Origin of the sequence: Peterkaempfera griseoplana, assembly GCF_001418575.1 — a bacterium.
Classification (GTDB): domain Bacteria; phylum Actinomycetota; class Actinomycetes; order Streptomycetales; family Streptomycetaceae; genus Peterkaempfera; species Peterkaempfera griseoplana.
Map to the genome: position 1 here is coordinate 1 of NZ_LIQR01000191.1, position 17,723 is coordinate 17,723.

Sequence of the window (17,723 nt, forward strand, 5' to 3'; positions counted from 1 at the left end):
TTCCGCCGTGCCGGACGGGGGCGGCTGCTCCTCGGACTCGGGCGCCCGGGGGACGGAGCGTTGGAGACTGCGGGGGATCACGTCCATGCACGGTCCTCGTGGTCGGGTGTGGCACGGGCGGCCCCGGAGTGCAGGCCGCCTCCCCAGTCAGGCTAGGCATATAACACATCAAATGGTGCATATTGCCCGGCTCGTGTCGTACCAGCGCGTCCCAGCATCCGGCGGCGCCTCCCGCACCCGCCGGGGCGCACCGCCGACAGTGCCCACCGATCACCCGATCGGGCGCCGCGCGCGGCAGGATGGGGGGCGTGGTGACCTCTCCTGTGCGCCCCATCAGCCCCGAGCGGCTGGCCGGTGAACTGGCCGACCGCATCGCCGCCCTGCCCGGCACCCCCTGGGTGCGGGTGGCCGTGGACGGGGCACCGGCGGCGGCTCCCGGCGCGCTGGCCGACACCCTCGCCGCCTCGCTGCGGGTCCGCGGGCGGCCGGTGCTGCGGGTCTCCGCCGGCGACTTCCTGCGCCCCGCCTCGCTGCGCCTGGAATACGGCCACCAGGACCCGGACTCCTACTACGACGGCTGGCTGGACACCGGCGGTCTGCTGCGCGAGGTGCTGGCCCCGCTGGACCCCGGCGGCAGCGGCCGGGTGCTGCCGTCGCTCCGGGACGCCGCCACGGACCGGGCCACCCGGGCCCCGTACACCGAGCTGCCGCCGGGCGGGGTGCTGCTGCTCGACGGCGCGTTGCTGCTGGGCCGCTGGCTGCCCTTCGAGCTGACGGTGCATCTGGCGCTCACTGCGGGCGCACTGGCCCGGCGCACCCCCGCGGAGGAGCGCTGGACGCTCCCGGCGTACGAGCGCTACGACGCCGAGGCCGAGCCCGCGGAGGCCGCCGACGTGGTCGTCAGGGCGGACGACCCCCGGCGTCCGGCGCTGGTGGAACGATCCGGCTGAGCGGCGGGGGGCGGCCCGGTGCCGCCCCCGCCGCCGACCGGTCAGGCGCGGGTGTGGGCCTGCTCCGGGAAGGGGCGCTTGCCGACCTCCGCGGTGCAGAAGGCGCAGCGGACGGCGGCCGCGGGGATGGAGGACAGGCACTCGGGGCAGTCCACCTTGGGCGCCTCGATGTCCTTGCGGGGCAGCAGGCGGGCGCTGAGCTTGCTGAACGGCAGCACCACCAGGAAGTAGACCACCGCGGCGATCAGCACAAAGCTGATCAGCGCGTTGAGGAAGGCGCCGAAGGGGAACTTGGTGCCGTGGACGCTGAACTTCACCTGGCTGTAGTCGCCCACCGTGCCGGAGGCCAGACCGATCAGCGGGGTGAGGAAGGCCGTCACAAAGCCGTTGACGACGGCGGTGAAGGCCGCGCCGATGACGATGCCGACTGCGAGGTCGACCACGTTGCCGCGCAGCAGGAAGCTGCGGAATCCCTTCATGGGGGCTGCTCCGTTCAGAGGGGACGGGCCGGATCCGAGCGCCGGGCCGACCGACATCCTTGCGGATCCGGCGCCTCCTGCGCAGCCCGTCCCGGAGCGGAGGCCTCCGCTTCGTCCGCCGTTCAACCTGTGACCGGTAAAGGACTGTCTTGAATTCGACGGACAGTGGGGTTTTTGACTCTTCGTTAGTGAAATCTGTCCGTAGCGTCACCGTCTCGATACAGTCGGGCCCCGTGACAGTGAATCCCATACTCATCAAGAGCAGCTTTTCGGCCGTCGAGCCTCACGGCCCGGAGGTGGCCGGCTGGTTCTACGACCACCTGTTCACCCACAACCCCGGGGTGCGCAGCCTCTTCGCCGAGCACATCGGCCCGCAGCGGGACCGCCTCTGGGCCGCCCTGGGCACCCTGGTCGCCAACCTGGAGAACACCGACACCCTGGTCGGCATCCTGCAGAACCTCGGCCGCCGGCACGCGGGCTACGGCGCACTCCCCGAGCACTACCCGGCCGTCGGCGCCAGCCTGATCGCCACCCTGCGGCACTACGCGGGCGACGCCTGGACGCCCGAGACGGAGGCTTCCTGGGCCGCCGTCTACGAGGTGGTGAGCACCACCATGATCGACTCCGCCGCTGCCGCCGGCGAGCCGACCCCGGCCGCCTGAGGCCGCCACCCGTGGCCTTCGACCCCGCGGTTCTCCGCGACAGCTTCGCCGTCGTCGAGCGCCGCGCCGACCACGTGGCCAAGTACTTCTACGCCCATCTGTTCACCCACAACCCGGGCGTACGCGCGCTGTTCCCCGAGGACATGGCGGACCAGCGCGACCGTCTCTTCGCCGCACTCACCCAACTGGTGCTGCGGCTGGAGCACCCCGAGCAGCTCACCTCGTACCTCGGTGCGCTCGGCCGGGACCACCGCAAGTTCGAGGCCCTGGAGGCGCACTACCCCGCGGTGGGCGCCAGCCTGGTGGCCGCGCTCCGCCATTTCTCCGGCCAGGCATGGACCACCGAGGTCGAGAAGGCCTGGTCCGAGGCGTATGCGGTGATCTCGCAGGCCATGATCGACTCTGCCGCGGCCGTCGGCCCCGACGTCCCGGCGTGGTGGAACGCCCGCGTCACCGAGCGCCGCCGGGTCACCGCGGACGCGGTGGTGCTCACCCTCGCCCCCGACCGGCCGTACCCCTTCACGGCCGGCCAGTACCTCAGTGTCTGCAGTGCCCGGGCGGCACGCGTCTGGCGTCCCTACTCCATCGCCAACGCGCCCCGCACCGACGGCACCCTGGACATCCATGTCCGCCGCATCCCCGGCGGACAGCTCAGCGGGGCCCTGGTGGACGATGTCACCGTCGGGGAGTGGCTCCGGCTGGGCTCGCCGATCGGCGACGCCGTGCTCGACCCCGGCTCCCGGAGCCCGCTGTTGCTGGTGTCCGGCGGCACGGGATGGTCCCAGGCCAGGGCGCTGCTGGAGCAGGCCGCGGAGACTCCCAGGCTGACCACGGTCTTCGTCGGCGCCCGCAGCGACGCCGACATCTACGACCTGGAGTGGATCCGCACCATGGTCGACCGCCACTCCTGGCTGGAGGTGGTCCTGGCCGCGCCCGCCGACGGTGCCGGGCGCAACGAGGCCGCCGAGCTGATGCGCGCCGGTTTGACGGACCGCGGCAGCTGGGAGGGGTACGACATCCATCTGTGCGGTCCGCCGGACCTGGTGCCCTCCCTGGTGCCGCTGCTGCTCGCCCGGGGGGCCGATCCCGCCCGCGTCCGCCACGACCCCGTGCCGGTGCCGACCGAGACCCGGCCGCTGACACCCTCGGACTGGTTCCTGATGCGCCGGGACGTCCCCTGGATCAACCGGACGGACCTGGGCAGCGGCTGAGCCGCACGGACGACAGGAGGCCCCGGGCGATGCCCGGGGCCTCCGTGGTGCTGTGCGCTCGGCAGGATTCGAACCTGCAACCTTTTGATCCGTAGTCAAATGCTCTATCCGTTGAGCTACGAGCGCCCTCAGGCGGTCCTGCGACCTCCCGCGGTGTTGCGGGGAAAAGACTACCCGATCTCCGGGGCGGCTCCGACCACGTGGACCGCGGCGGGGCGTGGCGGGCCGGCCGCTCCCCGGCTGACCGGGTGCGGCAGGCCGCTCGGGGGCGACACCCCGCGGTCCGGCCACCCCGGCCACCGGGGGAAACGGCGGAGGCCCCGCCGAGTGGTCGGCGGGGCCTCCGTGGTGCTGTGCGCTCGGCAGGATTCGAACCTGCAACCTTTTGATCCGTAGTCAAATGCTCTATCCGTTGAGCTACGAGCGCCCTCAGGTGATCCTGCGACCTCCTGCGGTGTTGCGGGGACAACATTACATGACGGCCGCCCGCGGGTGAAATCGGATATCTCCGCGCCGCCGGCGGCCGACGACGTTCGCTCACGGCGAACAGCTGCCGCTCCCGGAACGGCGACAGCCCCGCCGACCGGAGTCGACGGGGCTGTCCCCACGTGCGGAGGCTCGGGGATTTGAACCCCGGATGGGCTTTAAGGCCCAAACCGCATTAGCAGTGCGGCGCCATAGACCAGACTAGGCGAAGCCTCCAGGCGCGGGCGTACGACACCGTAGAGTGCCACCACCGCGTGCATGGATGATGTCACAGCCTACCCGGCTGCGACCAACCGCCGTCAACGTTACTAGGCGGGTCGTCGGAACCGCAAAAACAATGGGATAGTGCTGGGTGGCACGGCCCGGGGGAACGGTGGAAGGGACACCGCGGCACAGCAAGAGTTCAGCCAGAGGAGGACCCCTCGACGTGAGCAGCAGGCCGACCCGAGGCGCTGCTCGCCTCGCAGCGATACTCGATGCGCTTCCCGACGCGCTGCTGCTCGTCAACAGCAACGGCACAGTCGTGGACGCCAACACCGCTGCTGTGGAGAGCCTGCAGGCACCGGGGACCTCACTGGTCGGGATGGGCGTGCTCGGCCTCCTCCCGGAGCTCGACCCCAGCCGGATCCCGGGCTCGATGCGCCCGACGCCCGCCGACCGGCAGGGCGCGGACACGCCGGTGCGGATGACCGCACGGCGCACGGACGGGAGCACACTCCCGGTCGAGGTCTCCTACAACGACTTCGAGGACGACGGGTCCGGGTACGCCTCCACGTCCTACGACCCCTTCCGCAGCTCCTCCTCCGGCGGCGGCTGGGCCGCGCCCGGATTCGGCTCCGACGGGGGCACCCGCGAGCTGCTGCTGATCCTGGTCCGCGACCTCACCGACCGGCTGGACGTCGAGGCGGAGCTGCGGCGCCAGCACAAGCAGACCGAGATGATCCTGCGCGCCGCCGCCGAGGGCATCGTCGGCGTCGACCTGGAGGGCCGGGTCGTCCTGGTCAACCCCGCCGCGGCCCACATCCTCGGCTTCCGCGCCAGCGAGCTGGGCGGCCGGGAGCTGCATCCGCTGGTCCAGCACTCGCGGCCGGACGGCACCGCGCTGCCCGCCGAGGAGTCCCCACTGGCGGACACCCTGTCCTCCGGCCGCAAGCACCGGGTGCGCGGCACCGTGCTGTGGCGCAAGGACGGCCGCCCGGTCACCGTGGACCTCACCACCGCACCGGTGCGCGACGGCGAGCAGCTGGTCGGCGCCGTGATGACCTTCACCGACCGGACCAAGGAGCTGGCCCTCGCCGCCCGCGGCCGCCATCTGACGGCCGTGCTGGAGGAGGAGCTGCGCGGCTCCCTCGACCAGCTGCGCCGCCGGATCGACGGGCTGGCGGCGGACCCCGCCGGACAGCTGTGGCCCGAGGCCAACTGGACCCTGCGCCGGCTGGCCGACGAGTGCGCCCGCTTCTCCCGCCTGGTCGACGGGGTGCTGTCCTACCAGCGCTTCGAGACCGCGGTGGAGAGCGGCAAGGACGCCCTGGACCGCAAGCCGGTGGGCCTGGAGAAGATCGTGCAGCGCGCCGTGGAGGCGGCCGGCGAGCTGGTCGGCGCCGACCGGGTGCGGATCTCCCTGCACGCCGCCCCGGTCGAGGTGATCGCCGACTCCGAGCGGCTGGCCCAGGCGCTGGCGCATCTGGTCGCCGATGTCAGCGGGGTCACCCTGTCCCTGGACGCGGGCGACGCCACCGCCCCCGGCGCAGGTGCACACTACGGCGGTATGCCGGCGCTGCCCCCGATCGGCGGCGCCGCCCCCGTGGTGGTGATGGCCGCCGCGCAGCGCGGCGACGTGGCCCGGATCGAGGTGCGCGGCGACGGCGACGGCGGCAGCCCCGTCCATCTGCCCATAGCGCGCGGCATGGTGGAGCGGCACGGCGGTGTGCTGCAGTCGCACCGGCTGCCGGACGGCAAGGGCACCACCTATGTGGTGGAGCTTCCGCTGGACCCGGCCGCGGCACGGGCCGCCGCGGAGCGGGCGGGGGCGGCCGGGCGCCGCGACGTGCCCAAGGAGACGGACACCGCCGTACTGCCGGAACTGCCCGACGGCATTCCCGCGCTGCCCGCCGCGCGCAGGTCGCAGGAGGACGGCGGAGGGCCGCGGGCCGAGGCCCGGCAGCCCTCCAGGGAGCCCATAGCGCTCGGTCCCGGGCCCTCGTCGGCGGCGCCGGCGGAGGATGGTCCGCAGCCGGGCGCCGGGCGTGCGCCGGAGGGCCGGCGGCGGCGTGCGCTGCCGGTCGCCGAGGGCGCCGAGTCCTATCCCGGGGACCCCTCGCCGCGGGCGCAGGCCGGAGCGGCGCCGCCGGACGGGACGTCCTTCGAGGCTGCCGAGGTGCCGGGGCCGCGGGCCGGTCGCGGCACCGCCGCCGACGCGCCGGCCGCACTCCCGTCCGACGCGGCCGTCACGGGGCCGGGTACGCCGTCGGACGGCGTCCCCCTGCCCGCGGCCGCCGTCTATCCCGGCCTGGAGCACGCCCTCCCGGCGTCCGCGCCGCGACCGGCCACACCCGCCGCACCGCAGCCCACCGGGCGCCGGCGGCGGCTGGCCATGCCCCCGGGCGACGATGCACCGGGCGGCTCCGCCACGCCGGCCGACTCCGGCCCGGGCGCGGCGGAGCCCGCCCGTCCGGACCCGGTGGACCCCTTTGTGACCGGCCGGCCGGTGGCGGCGCTGCCGCTGAACGCCGCCCCGTTGAGTCCGGTGCTGGACCTGCCCGCCGCTGCCGCCCGCAACGGCGGCGGCCCCGCCGTACCCGCCGCCAGGGCGCTGGAGGCCGCACCGGTACCGCACATCCCGCCGCAGCCGATCGCGATGCCGCCGCTCTCCGGCACCGACGACAGCGAGGGCGTGGGGCTGCGGACGGCCGACCGCCTGCCCGAGCCGGTCGCTGAGGACCCGTCAGCGGTCCCGGCGGCGTCCGCGGACGGCTCGCCCCGCCGGCTGCTGGTGTGGCCGGAGCCCGATCCGTCCACCAAGCAGGCGCTCAAGGAGCGCGGCTACCGCCCGGTGATCGTGCGGTCCCGGGAGGACGTGGACGCGCAGGTGTCCGCCTCCCCGGGGGCGCTCTTCGTGGACCCGCTGACCGGGCCGATCACCCGTACCGCGCTGCAGTCGCTGCGTACCGCCGCCGTCAACGCCCAGATCCCGGTGCTGGTCACGGCAGGGCTGGGGCAGGCCACCCGGGAGGCCGCCTACGGGGCGGACCCGGCGGTGCTGCTGCGGGCGCTGTCGCCGCGGGACAGCGAGACCCATGCGCCCCGGGTGCTGCTGGTGGAGGCCGACCCGGACATCGCCACCGCGTTCTCCTCCAGCCTGGAGCGGCGCGGGATGCACGTGGAACACGCGGCGTCGGAGAGCGACGCGGTGTCCCGGGCCAGCAGTGTGCAGCCCAACCTGGTGGTGATGGACCTGATGCAGGTGCGCCGGCGCCGGGTGGGCATCGTGGACTGGCTGCGTGCCAACGACCGGCTGCACCGCACCCCGCTGGTCGTCTACACCTCGGTGGACCTCGACCCCCAGGAGCTGCCGCGGCTGAGGACCGGTGAGACGGTGCTCTTCCTCGCCGAGCGGTCGACCAGCGCGGATGTGCAGGCCAGGATCGTGGACCTGCTGGGCAAGATCGGCGCCTCGGGCCCGGACGCCCACTGACGCGGCCGTACGGCGTTCCGGACGCCCGCGTGCCCGGCCTGTGCCGGGCACGCGGGCGTCCCGCTGTCAGGGCAGCCGGGTGACGTCCAGTTCGCCGTCGGCGTGCTGCCGCCGGATGACCTTCTTGTCGAACTTGCCCACCGAGGTCTTGGGCACCTCGGTGAGCAGCGTCCACCGCTCGGGCAGCTGCCATCGGGCGACCCGCTCGGCCAGGAACTCCCGCAGCGCGGTGAAGTCCGCCGCCGCGCCGTCGCGCAGCACCACCGTGGCGAGCGGGCGCTCTCCCCACTTGTCGTCGGGGACGGCCACCACGGCGGCCTCGGCGACGTCCGGGTGCGCCATCAGGTGGTTCTCCAGCTCCACCGAGGAGATCCACTCACCGCCGGACTTGATGACGTCCTTGGCCCGGTCGGTGAGGGTGAGGTAGCCGTCGGCGGTGATGGTGCCGACGTCCCCGGTGCGCAGCCAGCCGTCCTCGCTGAACTTGTCCTCCGGCCGCAGCGGGTCCTGGCCGGCCCCGCCGAAGTACGCGCCGGCGATCCACGGGCCGCGGACCTCCAGTTCGCCCGCCGCCGTGCCGTCGTGCGGCATCCGCGACCCGTCGGGTCCGACCAGCCGGGCCTCCACGGTGGCGGGGAAGCGGCCCTGGGTGATCCGGTAGGGCCAGCGCTGCTCCGGGGTCAGCCCGGGGGGCACGGTGGCGAAGGTGCCCAGCGGTGAGGTCTCGGTCATGCCCCAGGCGTGCACCACATCGATGCCGTGGCGCTCCTCGAAGGCGCGCATCAGGGACGGCGGGCAGGCGGAGCCGCCGATGACGACCATCCGCAGGGAGGAGGTGTCGTAGCTGCCGTGGTCCAGTTCGTCCAGCAGCCCGGACCAGATGGTGGGGACGGCCGCGCCGACGGTGGGCCGCCCGGTGCTGATCATCTGCGCCAGCGGCTTCGGCTGCAGGAAACGGTCGGGCATCAGCAGTCCGGTGCCCGACATGAAGGCCGCGTGCGGTATGCCCCAGGCGTTGACGTGGAACATCGGGACGACCGGCAGGGCGATGTCGCGCGCGGTGAGCCCGAAGGAGTCGCCGGCGATGACCTGGAGGCAGTGCAGATAGACCGAGCGGTGGCTGTAGGCGACGCCCTTGGGGTCGCCGGTGGTGCCGGAGGTGTAGCAGAGGGCGGCGGCGGTGCGCTCGTCGAGGTCGGTGGCCCAGGGGTAGTCGGTGGGCCGTCCGGCGATCAGTTCGTCCCAGTCGTGGACGGCGCCGGCGAAGCCGTCGAGCGGCCCCCGGTCGCCCTGACCCGCCACCACGATGTGCTTGAGCGTGGGGGCGAGCTGCGGCAGCACCGGGCCGAGCAGCGGCAGCAGGGTGGCGTCGACCAGGATCACCCGGTCGGCGGCGTGGTTGACGATGAAGGCCAGTTGCTGGGCCGGGAGCCGCAGGTTGAGGGTGTGCAGCACGGCGCCCATGGCGGGTACGGCCAGATAGGCCTCCAGGTGCCCGGCGTTGTTCCACATCAGGGTGGCGACCCGGTCGTCGCCGGCGACGCCCAGTTCGTCGCGCAGGGCGTGGGCGAGCTGCGCGGCCCGGGCGCCGACCTCGGCGTAGCTGCGGTGGTCGGCGGAGGTGCCGTTCCAGGTGGCGACGGTGGCGCCCGCGTGCACGGTGGAGCCGTGGGTGAGGATCCGGGCGACGGTGAGCGGGACGTCCTGCATGGTGCTGAGCACTCGGGTCCTCCTTGACCGGGCGGCTGTGTACGGCCCGCCGGCCTACCCGCCGGTAGTCGGGACGTGGCCCGATTCTGGCGAAACGGTGGCCGGATGTCAGCACCCTGCCTGCTATCGAGACCTCCTCGCCACCAGCGCCACGGGTGCGTCCACCGTGCTGCGGTCCACGGTGAGGGCGGAGCCGCCGTGGCTCTCCCGGACGTTGCCGCGGTACTGGTGGATCCGGCGGTGTCCGTGCCAGGCGCGGGAGGAGAGTCCCTTGGCGCGGCCGGTGCCGGGCCGCCCGTTCCAGTGCGCGTACCAGAGGGTGCCGGGGAGGTCCCGGCGGCCCCTGCGCCGGGCGGCGGCGAGGTCGGCGATACCGGAGCCGGCGCTGCTGTAGAAGCCGGAGCGGTATCCGCGGCGGTTGAGCCCCCGGGTCCAGCCCACGGAGAAGTCGACCACCGCACGGCTGCAGCGGGCGTTCCCCCGCCGGTAGTTCTCCATGTCCAGGTAGAGCGGGCTGCCCTTGGCCAGGCCCAGGGCGCGGGCGCGGCGCGCGGCGTCGGCGGCCTGGGCGGCGCCCTGCCGGCCGGCCCGCCGGGGGTCGATCCGGTGCAGCCGGTGTGCGGATCTGCGGCAGGGGGCCTGCAGACCGGCGTAGACCGGCAGCAGCCGCCAGCCCATCCGGTCGACGGCGCGGACCCAGTGGGCGGTGAGGTGCGGCTGGGCGCAGGAGCGGTTGACGCCTCCGAAGTAGATGCCGACGGCGCGGTAGCGGGAGTGGCGGTGCCAGCGGCGCATGGTCGTCAGGGAGGGCGCGGCGCAGGCGTCGAAGCCGTGTCCGGCGAAGTGCCGTACGGGCAGCGGCGCGGCCTGGGCCGGCTGGGCTGCGGTGAGCACACCGGGTGGGGCGAGCAGGACGAGGACGGCGGCCATGAGGGCCGCAGGGCGCGGGAGATGCACGACTCATCCTGTCCCTGTTGTCATGATTTACCGCTTATCGCCACGCCGACGTAACGAGTTTGCGATGGCTACGGTCCTTACGACAGACTGTGGCCATGTCCTCTCCCGCCACCGAGCACCTGCTGCCCGGCGTACCCGCCGAGGCCCTCACCGTGCCGCCCTCCGCCAAGGGCGAGCCCGCAGGGGAGCGCGGCGGCTGGCGACGAGACACCGCCCGCCCGGCGGACCCCGGCACGGCGTCCGGTCCTGCGCATCCCCCACCGGGGTGGTGGACCACGACCCTGCTGCGGCGCCTGGACTCGATCCCGGCGCCGCTTTTCTGTCTGCTGGGCATGGGCACGGTGCAGCTGGGCATCGCCCTCTCCACCCCGCTCTTCGCTCCGCTCGGGGTCGCCGGCACCACCTTTCTGCGCCTGGTCCTCGCCTCCGCGGTACTGCTCACCGCGGCCAGGCCCCGGCTGCGCGGCCGGTCGCTGCGGGACCTGGCCTCCGCCGCCCTGCTCGGGGCCGCCTCGGCGGGGATGACGCTGCTCTTCGCCGGTGCGGTGGCCCGGCTGCCGATGGGCACCGCGGCCACCATCGAGTACCTGGGCCCGCTGGCGGTGGCCCTGGTGCTCGCCCGCGGCTTCGGCCATGTGCTCTGGGCGGTGCTGGCGGCGGCCGGGGTGGCGCTGCTCACCCTGGTGGGCCGCGGCGACGGCCTCGGACCGGACCCGACGGGACTGGCGTGCGCCTTCGGTGCGGCGGCCTGCTACGCCGGGTACATCCTGCTCACCCACCGGGTGGGCGCGGCCTTCCGCGGCCTGGAGGGCCTGGCCGTCTCCCTCACCGTGAGCGCCGTACTGCTCGCCCCGATCGGGCTGCTCCCGGCCTGGCACGGACTGACCGGCGGACCGCACCCCGGGTCGCTGCTGCTGCGGGCCGCGGGCGTGGCGATGCTGCTGCCCGTGATCCCCTACGCCCTGGACCTGGTCGCGCTGCGCCGCCTTCCGCAGCGGGTCTTCAGTGTGGTGGTCAGCATGGAGCCCGCGGTGAGCGCGGCGGTGGGCCTGGCGGTGCTGGGCCAGCGGATCGGCCCGGCGCAGGCGCTGGGCATCGCCTGTGTGATCACGGCCAGCGCGGGGGCCACCCTCACCGGGCGCGACCGGGCCTGACCCCGGCCGCGCCACCGGGGACCGCACCGCCGCCCCGGGGCCGGACACGCCTGCGGGGCGGGCGCCCGTGGCGCGCCGCCCCGCAGGTCCGGCAGTCGGTGACCCTTTCCGCGGCCGGTGGCTGATCACCCGGGGTACCGGGCCGCCGGTCAGCCGGCCGGCTTGGCGAAGTGGATGTTGAGGTTGTTCTGCGCCGCGTAGACCGTGCCGGAGTTGCCCTTCACCCCGAGGGTGTTGTTCTGGTTGGAGGCGCCGGAGCCGGTCGCGGTCTGCTGCGTCCAGTTGTAGTTGCCGTCGAACGGACCGAAGACATTGCCGCTCCCGGTGTCGGCCACCACGGAGCCGTTGGAGCCGTTGGCGGCGCCGACTCCGTTGGCGGCCTGCGCGGCGCCGGCGCCGGCGAGCAGCAGCGCCGCCGTGAGCGGTGCGGCCGCCAGCAGGCCGGCCAGGCGGGCGGTGCGGGTACGAGCCATGAGGTCCTCCAGAGGCTGGAAGTGGAACGTGCGGTGCGGTCCTGCTCGGCCAGACGCGGACCGCAGGCTGCGACGCCGCTGATCAGGATTCCGCAACAAATCGACATAGCTCCAGCCCTGACGGTTCATTTACCTCCTTGGTGTGACATCCCACTCCAAAACCTCAAACGAGGCACCTTCTGTGCCGTGACGCTCCGCCGTTCGGGATCACCCGTACGGACCGGTCGGCGCACCCTCGCGCCGGACCGGCCCGCCCCCCGGACCTCCGGACCGGACCGACGTCCCGGGTGCCGGACATGGGGCAGGGGCCCCGCATCAGCGGAGCCCCTGTTCGCCGTACGCCGGTCAGCACAGCTACCAGCGGTACCAGCGTCCCCTGGATCCGGACGCACCCGTGCCGCGGAAGATGAATCCCAGGGCCCAGACGATCAGCACGATGATGGCGAGCCACCACAGCACCTTGACGGCAAAACCGATTCCGAAGAGCAGAATCGCCAGTAGCAGGACGAGCAGCAAGGGAACCATTTCTTCTACCTCCTGGCTCCGCGCTTGCCCCCGCACGCTACGTTCATGCACACACTTTGACGACGTCGGTGATCACCCCTTGGGCACCCCGCCCGGTGGGGGCCGCACCGGCCCCGTGACCGGACGGCGCTCGCCCCCTCATCTGACGATCCGCCATAAACGGCGGTGCGGGCGGCCCGGGCGGCGGAGTCAACCGTCGACCGCGGCCGACGGCAGTTTCAGCTCGGCCCAGACCACCTTGCCGCTGCGGGTGGCCCTGCTGCCCCAGCGATGTGCCAGCTCGTTGACCAGCCGCATCCCCCGGCCGCCCTCGTCGTCGGTGGTGGCGTGGCGCAGCCGGGGCGGACGGCTCCCGATGTCGGCCACCTCCAGGGTGAGCACCCGGTCGCGGATCAGCCGCAGCTGCTTTGGCGTACCGGCGTGCAGCAGCGCATTGGTGACCAGTTCGCTCACCAGCAGCTGGGCGAAGTCGCCGAGCTGCGTCAGACCCCAGGACCGCAGGGTCTCCCGGGTGAACCGGCGGGCGTCGCCCGGGGTGGTCCGGTCCTGCTCCAGCGGCAGCACGGCGATCCGGTCGGCGGGGACCGCCCGCGCCTGCGCCATGATCATCGCGATGTCGTCCTCGGTGCCGGCGCTCCCCAGGGCCTTCAGCACCATGTCGCACGTCTCCTCCAGGGAGCCCGAACGCGCCGCGATCGTACGGCAGAGCAGCCCGAGGCCCTGGTCGAGGTCCTTTCCGCGCCGTTCCACCAGGCCGTCGGTGTACAGGGCCAGCACCCCGTCCTCGGGAAGGGTGAAGTCCACGCTCTCGAAGACCGCGCCGCCGACGCCGAGCGGCAGCCCGGGCGGCAGGTCCACCAGCCGGGAGGTGCCGTCGGGCCCGGCGACCACAGGGGGGAGGTGCCCCGCCGAGGAGACCGTGCAGCTGCGCTCCACCGGGTCGTACACCGCGCAGATGCAGGTGGCGAACTGGCCCTCGCCGATCGCCGAGGTGGTCTCGTCCAGCCGGGTGAGCACCTGTTCGGGCGGCATGTCCAGGGTGGCGAGGGTCCTGGCCACGGTGCGGATCTGCCCCATGGTGGCGGCGGCGCGGATGCCGTGTCCCATCACGTCGCCGACCACCAGCGCCACCCGGGCACAGGAGAGCGGCACCACGTCGAACCAGTCGCCGCCGACCTCGCTCACCACACTGCTCGGCAGGTAGCGGTGGGCGATCTCCAGGCCCAGCGTGGGATGGACCTCCTGCGGCAGCAGGCTGCGCTGCAGGGTGAGCGCGGTGGCCCGCTCCCTGCGGTACAGACGGGCGTTGTCGATGCAGACGGCGGCGCGGCCCACCAGCTCCTCCGCCAGCGCCGCGTCCGTGGCGTCGAACGGCTCCCGGTCGCGCAGCCGGATGAACTCCGCCCCGCCCAGCACCGCCCCCCGGGCGAGCAGCGGCACCATCAGATAGGAACGGACGCCGGCCGCCAGCGCGGGCGCCGCGCGCTCCGCGCCGGGCACGATCTCCCGCAGCGACTCCTCGTCCACCTCCGCCACCAGGATGGAACGTCCGCTGCGCAGGCTCTGGGCGTAGGTCCGGGACGAGCCGAACTCCGACGCCGCCCCCACCGTGTCGGTCACCGGGGTGCTGCCCGCCTCGGGGGTGTGGCCCACCGCCACCGCCCGCAGCAGCACCGAGGTGTCCGGGGGCCCGGTGGTGGGCTCCTCCCCGCGCAGCACCGCGTCCAGCAGGTCCACCGTTGCCAGGTCGGCGAAGCGCGGCACCACCAGCTCGACCAGTTCCTCTGCGGTGCGCTGCAGGTCCAGGGTGGTGCCGATCCGGCTGCCCGCCTCGTTGACCAGGGCCAGCCGGGCCTGCGCGGTGTGTGCCTCCTCCAGGGCCCGCTGCCGCTCCCGGGCCGCCTCCCGCTGCGCGGTGTAGAGCCTGGCGTTGTCGATGGAGACCGCCGCCCGGGCGGTGATCTCCACCGCGAGCGCCAGATCCTCGGAGGTGAACGGCTCGGGCGTCTCCCTCAGCCGGAGGAACTCGGCGCCGCCCAGCACCAGGCCCCGGGCCCGCATCGGCACCGCCATGTAGGAGTGCACGCCCTCCTTACGGAACGCCTCCGCACGGGCCGCGGAACCGGCGAGCTGCGGCAGGTCCGCCGGCTGCACCACAGGAATCAGCACCGCGCGGCCGGAGGCCAGCGACTCGGCGTGGTACGCGGAGGCCTCCCAGGCCCGTGCGGTGCCGTCGGGGTCTATGCCGTGCATCTCCGCGCACCTGGCACCGCCGACGGCCAGTGTGCGCAGCCGGACCCGCCACCGGGGGTGCGGCGCCGGGGGCTGCCCACCGCGTACCAGGGACTCCCGTACCGCCACCCCCGCCACGTCGGCGAGCCGCGGCACGGCCACGTCCATCAGCTCGCGCGCCGTGCGGGTCATGTCCAGGGTGGTGCCGATCCTGGTGCCCGCCTCGTTGACCAGGGCCAGCCGGTCACTGGCCGCGTTGGCCTCCTGCAGCGCCCGTTCCCGGGCCTGGGCGGTGCTGTGCTCCCGGGAGTACAGCCAGGCGTTGTCGATGGCGACCGCCGCGCGGGCCGCCAGCTCGTCGGCGAGGGTGGCGTCCTGCTCCTCGAAGGCCTCCCTCCCGCCGTGCCGGGCGTGCACCACCAGGCCCAGCACCCGCCCCCGGGCCACCAGCGGGGTCGCCCGCACCGACCAGGTGCTGCGGTCCACGTAGCGCTGAAGCCGCCGGGTGGAGATCGCCGTCAGCTGATCCACGTTCGGCCAGGGCACCTCCACGGTCCGCCCGTCGTGCAGGGCCCTGGCGTACGGCGAACCCGGGGGGATGTGGCACACCACCTCGGGGAGCACGTCCTCCATGGGGAAGTCCGGGTCGGCGGCCATCACCGCGAGCCTGCGGACGGGCTCCGCCTCGCCCTCCGGTGCCACCTCCGTCCCGGACGCCCGGTGCTCCAGGACGAAGACCGCGCTCACGTCCGCGAGCTGCGGCACCATGGCGGCGGCCAGCTCCCGGGCGGTCTGCCGCAGATCCAGCGTGGTGCCGATACTGGCCGCGGCCGCCACCAGCAGCCCCAGCCGCTCCCGGGCTCGGGTGGCGCGGGCGTCCGCCTCGAAACGCTCGGTGACGTCGATGATCGAGGAGCAGACACCGGCGATCCGCCCGGTCGGGTCCTCCAGCCGGAAGTAGGAGGCGGACCAGGCGTGGTCATGGTCCGGGTCGCCCGGGGTGCGGCCGTGCGAGCGGGCGTCCACCACCGGTACCCCGGTGTCCAGCACCTGCTGCATCACCGCCTCGATCTCCAGGCCGTTGATCCCCGGCAGCACCTGGCTCAGCCGCAGGCCCACATGCTGCTCCTGGGACTTGCCGTTCATCCTGGCCAGCGCCTCGTTGATCCGCACGAACCGCAGGTCGGTGTCGTAGACCGCCAGGCCGATCGGCGCCTGCGCGAAGAAGGCGTCCAGCACGGCGAGGCTGGCCTCCACCCGGCGCAGCGCCCGTACGTCGGTGGCCACCGCCAGCACCATGGGACGCCGGTCGGGGCCGGTCACCGGATGGGTGCGGAACTCCAGGTTCACCTCATGGCCGTCCCGGTGCCGCACCGGGAAGACCCCCGACCAGCCGTCGCCCGAGACGATGGCCGCGAACAGCTCCAGCACCCCGGGCCGCTGCTCGTCGGTGACCAGCAGGTCCGCGGCGTAGCGGCCCACGGCCTCGTCCGAGCTGAAGCCGAGCAGGTACTGTGCGTCGTCGCTCCAGTGCAGGATGCGGCCGTCGCCGTCGATCAGCGCCGTGGCCAGCGGCACCACCAGCAGTCCGCCCGGCCGCGACGACACCACGCCCGCCTGCTCCGGGCGGGTGCCTTCCGTACTGCTCGACTCGTGTCCGCTCATGGTCAGGGAAACCGCCTGGGTGGCCGACTTGCCACCATTCTTCCCTTTTGCCGTCCGCCGCGCCTGTTCCGGAGCAAACGACGGCGCCGGCCCCCGACCGCGGTACGGGTCGGGGGCCGGCGCACTCAGACGCCCGTCGGGCGCTCCAGGGGGCCGCTCAGTGCGCGTCGCCGCCCGAGGCCGGACCCATCAGGGCGAACCGGGCGCCCTGGTCGTCCACCACCAGGGCGGAGCGGCCGAACGGGCTGTCGGACGGCTCACGGGTGACCGTGCCGCCCAGGCTGCGCACCTTGGCCACGGCCGCATCGGTGTCCGCGACCCGGAAGTAGACCAGGGCGTGCGCCCCCAGCTCGGCCGGGTAGTACTCGTTCATCTGCAGACGGCCCGCGACCGGGTGCCCCAGCGACCAGATCTTGAAGTCGAACTCCGCTCCCTCCGCGACCTGCTGGCCGGCGTAACCGAAGACCGTCTCGTAGAACGGGTCGACGGTCGCCTTGTCCCGGGTGTAGATCTCGGGCCAGAAGAACGACCCGGGCTCCCCCTGCACCTCGAAGCCCTCCCGGGTCCCGGCCTGCCACGCGCCCACCGCGGCGCCGCCCGGGTCGGTGAAGACCAGCAGGGTGCCCACGTCCCCGATCCTGGTGGGCCCGCTGACCACCTTGCCGCCGGCCGCCGCGACCTTGTCGGCGAAAGCGGCCGCGTCGGCGACCGCGAAGTGCAGATTCCAGGCGGCACCCGGCGCCCGGTCGGCCGGCACCGGCAGCAGCGCCGCGACGCTCCTGCCCTCGCTCAGCGCCTCGGTGTACGAGCCGTACTCCTCGCCGCCGTCCCTGAACGTCCAGCCGAACAGCTCGCCGTAGAAGCGCCGCCCGGCCTCCAGGTCCGGAAGCACCACGTCCACCCAGCAGGGCGCGCCCTCAACGAAACCGGCCATCAGCCTCTCCCTTGCACAGTCCGTACGGAACTTCGACGCTAGCCACGGCCGCTCGACCCCCACTCGCGCGCCGGTGGGGCCGGCGACACCGCCGCAGCGTCCCGGTGGACGGCCCCAAGCGGTGGAAGAAGCCGGACATCAGGCCCTGACCGGGCCTTTCGCCCTGCGTACAAGGGGATTCCAGTTGCCGTGGTGTCACCCCTGGGCGCTACGCTTCCGATCATTCGCATGCAGGACGTCCACAAACTGCACGAGGGCTTCGCGATGCGAGTCGGCCTGCCTCCGACCGCCGCCTGCGCCCCGTCTCCTGCCTCTTAATCCCTGGGGGGATCCTTGAGACGCACCACCGCGCTGTCCGCGGCCATATCGGCTGCTCTCGCGGCCACCCTGTTCAGCGGTCCGGCGCTCGCCCACGCGGACGAGCCCACGCCTGAGCCCACCGCCACCGACACCGCGTCACCCACGCCGACGGAGACGCCGACCGACACCCCGTCGGACACTCCGAGCCCCACGGACACCCCGTCGGACACCCCGAGCCCGACCGACACTCCGTCGGACACCCCCAGCCCGACGGACTCGCCCACCAACACC

General features: G+C 73.7%; 12 protein-coding genes, 3 tRNA genes and 1 pseudogene. 6 read left to right on the forward strand and 10 right to left on the reverse strand.

The window, feature by feature from the left end:
- Positions 1-299 precede the first annotated feature (299 nt).
- Positions 300-950, forward strand: coding sequence for a nucleoside/nucleotide kinase family protein (locus AOK09_RS15165; protein WP_055587719.1), 651 nt, complete (start codon positions 300-302; stop codon positions 948-950).
- 41 nt (positions 951-991) lie between these two features.
- On the opposite strand, the gene mscL is transcribed toward AOK09_RS15165, so the two are convergent.
- Positions 992-1,429, reverse strand: a complete 438-nt coding sequence (gene mscL, locus AOK09_RS15170; RefSeq protein WP_055587720.1) for a large conductance mechanosensitive channel protein MscL — start codon at positions 1,427-1,429, stop codon at positions 992-994.
- Positions 1,430-1,662: 233 nt separating this feature from the next.
- Between mscL and AOK09_RS15175 the strand changes: the two genes are divergently transcribed.
- On the forward strand, positions 1,663-2,091 hold the full coding sequence (locus AOK09_RS15175) for a globin family protein (RefSeq protein WP_169797034.1): 429 nt from the start codon (positions 1,663-1,665) through the stop codon (positions 2,089-2,091).
- An 11-nt stretch (positions 2,092-2,102) separates the two neighbouring features.
- Positions 2,103-3,302 (forward strand): globin domain-containing protein, encoded by a 1,200-nt coding sequence (locus AOK09_RS15180; protein WP_055587722.1) that lies wholly within the window; start codon positions 2,103-2,105, stop codon positions 3,300-3,302.
- 53 nt (positions 3,303-3,355) lie between these two features.
- Here AOK09_RS15180 and AOK09_RS15185 read toward each other — a convergent pair.
- The 3 genes from AOK09_RS15185 to AOK09_RS15195 all read right to left on the reverse strand — a co-directional run bounded on the left by AOK09_RS15185 (position 3,356) and on the right by AOK09_RS15195 (position 4,004).
- Positions 3,356-3,428 (reverse strand) — tRNA-Arg (locus tag AOK09_RS15185).
- Between the two features lie 228 nt (positions 3,429-3,656).
- Positions 3,657-3,729, reverse strand: a tRNA-Arg gene (locus AOK09_RS15190).
- 184 nt (positions 3,730-3,913) lie between these two features.
- A tRNA-Ser gene (locus AOK09_RS15195) sits at positions 3,914-4,004 on the reverse strand.
- Between the two features lie 211 nt (positions 4,005-4,215).
- Between AOK09_RS15195 and AOK09_RS15200 the strand changes: the two genes are divergently transcribed.
- The gene (locus AOK09_RS15200; protein WP_055587723.1) at positions 4,216-7,482 is read left to right on the forward strand and encodes a response regulator; all 3,267 of its coding nucleotides are present in this window, start codon (positions 4,216-4,218) and stop codon (positions 7,480-7,482) included.
- 66 nt (positions 7,483-7,548) lie between these two features.
- On the opposite strand, the gene AOK09_RS15205 is transcribed toward AOK09_RS15200, so the two are convergent.
- Positions 7,549-9,204 carry a long-chain fatty acid--CoA ligase gene (locus AOK09_RS15205; RefSeq protein ID WP_055587724.1) on the reverse strand — a complete coding sequence of 552 codons (1,656 nt, stop codon included), beginning with the start codon at positions 9,202-9,204 and terminating at the stop codon, positions 7,549-7,551.
- 111 nt (positions 9,205-9,315) lie between these two features.
- Positions 9,316-10,149 (reverse strand): DUF1906 domain-containing protein, encoded by an 834-nt coding sequence (locus AOK09_RS15210; RefSeq protein ID WP_157875905.1) that lies wholly within the window; start codon positions 10,147-10,149, stop codon positions 9,316-9,318.
- A gap of 95 nt (positions 10,150-10,244) precedes the next feature.
- On the opposite strand from AOK09_RS15210, the gene AOK09_RS15215 reads away from it, so the two are divergent.
- Complete coding sequence (locus AOK09_RS15215) at positions 10,245-11,303, forward strand: EamA family transporter (RefSeq protein ID WP_055587726.1); 1,059 nt, start codon at positions 10,245-10,247, stop codon at positions 11,301-11,303.
- 149 nt (positions 11,304-11,452) lie between these two features.
- On the opposite strand, the gene AOK09_RS15220 is transcribed toward AOK09_RS15215, so the two are convergent.
- The 4 genes from AOK09_RS15220 to AOK09_RS15235 all read right to left on the reverse strand — a co-directional run bounded on the left by AOK09_RS15220 (position 11,453) and on the right by AOK09_RS15235 (position 17,132).
- A complete protein-coding gene (locus AOK09_RS15220; protein ID WP_055587727.1) occupies positions 11,453-11,776 on the reverse strand; it encodes a hypothetical protein in 324 nt (107 codons plus the stop codon).
- Positions 11,777-12,130: 354 nt separating this feature from the next.
- The gene (locus AOK09_RS15225) at positions 12,131-12,301 is read right to left on the reverse strand and encodes a hypothetical protein (RefSeq protein ID WP_055587728.1); all 171 of its coding nucleotides are present in this window, start codon (positions 12,299-12,301) and stop codon (positions 12,131-12,133) included.
- A gap of 189 nt (positions 12,302-12,490) precedes the next feature.
- Entirely contained in the window at positions 12,491-16,198 is a 3,708-nt protein-coding gene (locus AOK09_RS15230) for a SpoIIE family protein phosphatase (protein ID WP_079063083.1), read from the reverse strand.
- 157 nt (positions 16,199-16,355) lie between these two features.
- Entirely contained in the window at positions 16,356-17,132 is a 777-nt protein-coding gene (locus AOK09_RS15235) for a VOC family protein (RefSeq protein ID WP_055587730.1), read from the reverse strand.
- A 333-nt stretch (positions 17,133-17,465) separates the two neighbouring features.
- On the opposite strand from AOK09_RS15235, the pseudogene AOK09_RS40145 reads away from it, so the two are divergent.
- A pseudogene (locus tag AOK09_RS40145) lies at positions 17,466-17,723 on the forward strand (hypothetical protein); the annotation flags it as partial.

Coding starts and splice junctions, on each gene's coding strand:
- AOK09_RS15165 (WP_055587719.1), top strand. CDS start 300: ATGGGGGGCGTGGTGACCTCTCCTGTGCGCCCCATCAGCCCCGAGCGG.
- mscL (WP_055587720.1), bottom strand. CDS start 1,429: ATGAAGGGATTCCGCAGCTTCCTGCTGCGCGGCAACGTGGTCGACCTC.
- AOK09_RS15215 (WP_055587726.1), top strand. CDS start 10,245: ATGTCCTCTCCCGCCACCGAGCACCTGCTGCCCGGCGTACCCGCCGAG.
- AOK09_RS15220 (WP_055587727.1), bottom strand. CDS start 11,776: ATGGCTCGTACCCGCACCGCCCGCCTGGCCGGCCTGCTGGCGGCCGCA.
- AOK09_RS15225 (WP_055587728.1), bottom strand. CDS start 12,301: ATGGTTCCCTTGCTGCTCGTCCTGCTACTGGCGATTCTGCTCTTCGGA.
- AOK09_RS15230 (WP_079063083.1), bottom strand. CDS start 16,198: ATGAGCGGACACGAGTCGAGCAGTACGGAAGGCACCCGCCCGGAGCAG.
- AOK09_RS15235 (WP_055587730.1), bottom strand. CDS start 17,132: ATGGCCGGTTTCGTTGAGGGCGCGCCCTGCTGGGTGGACGTGGTGCTT.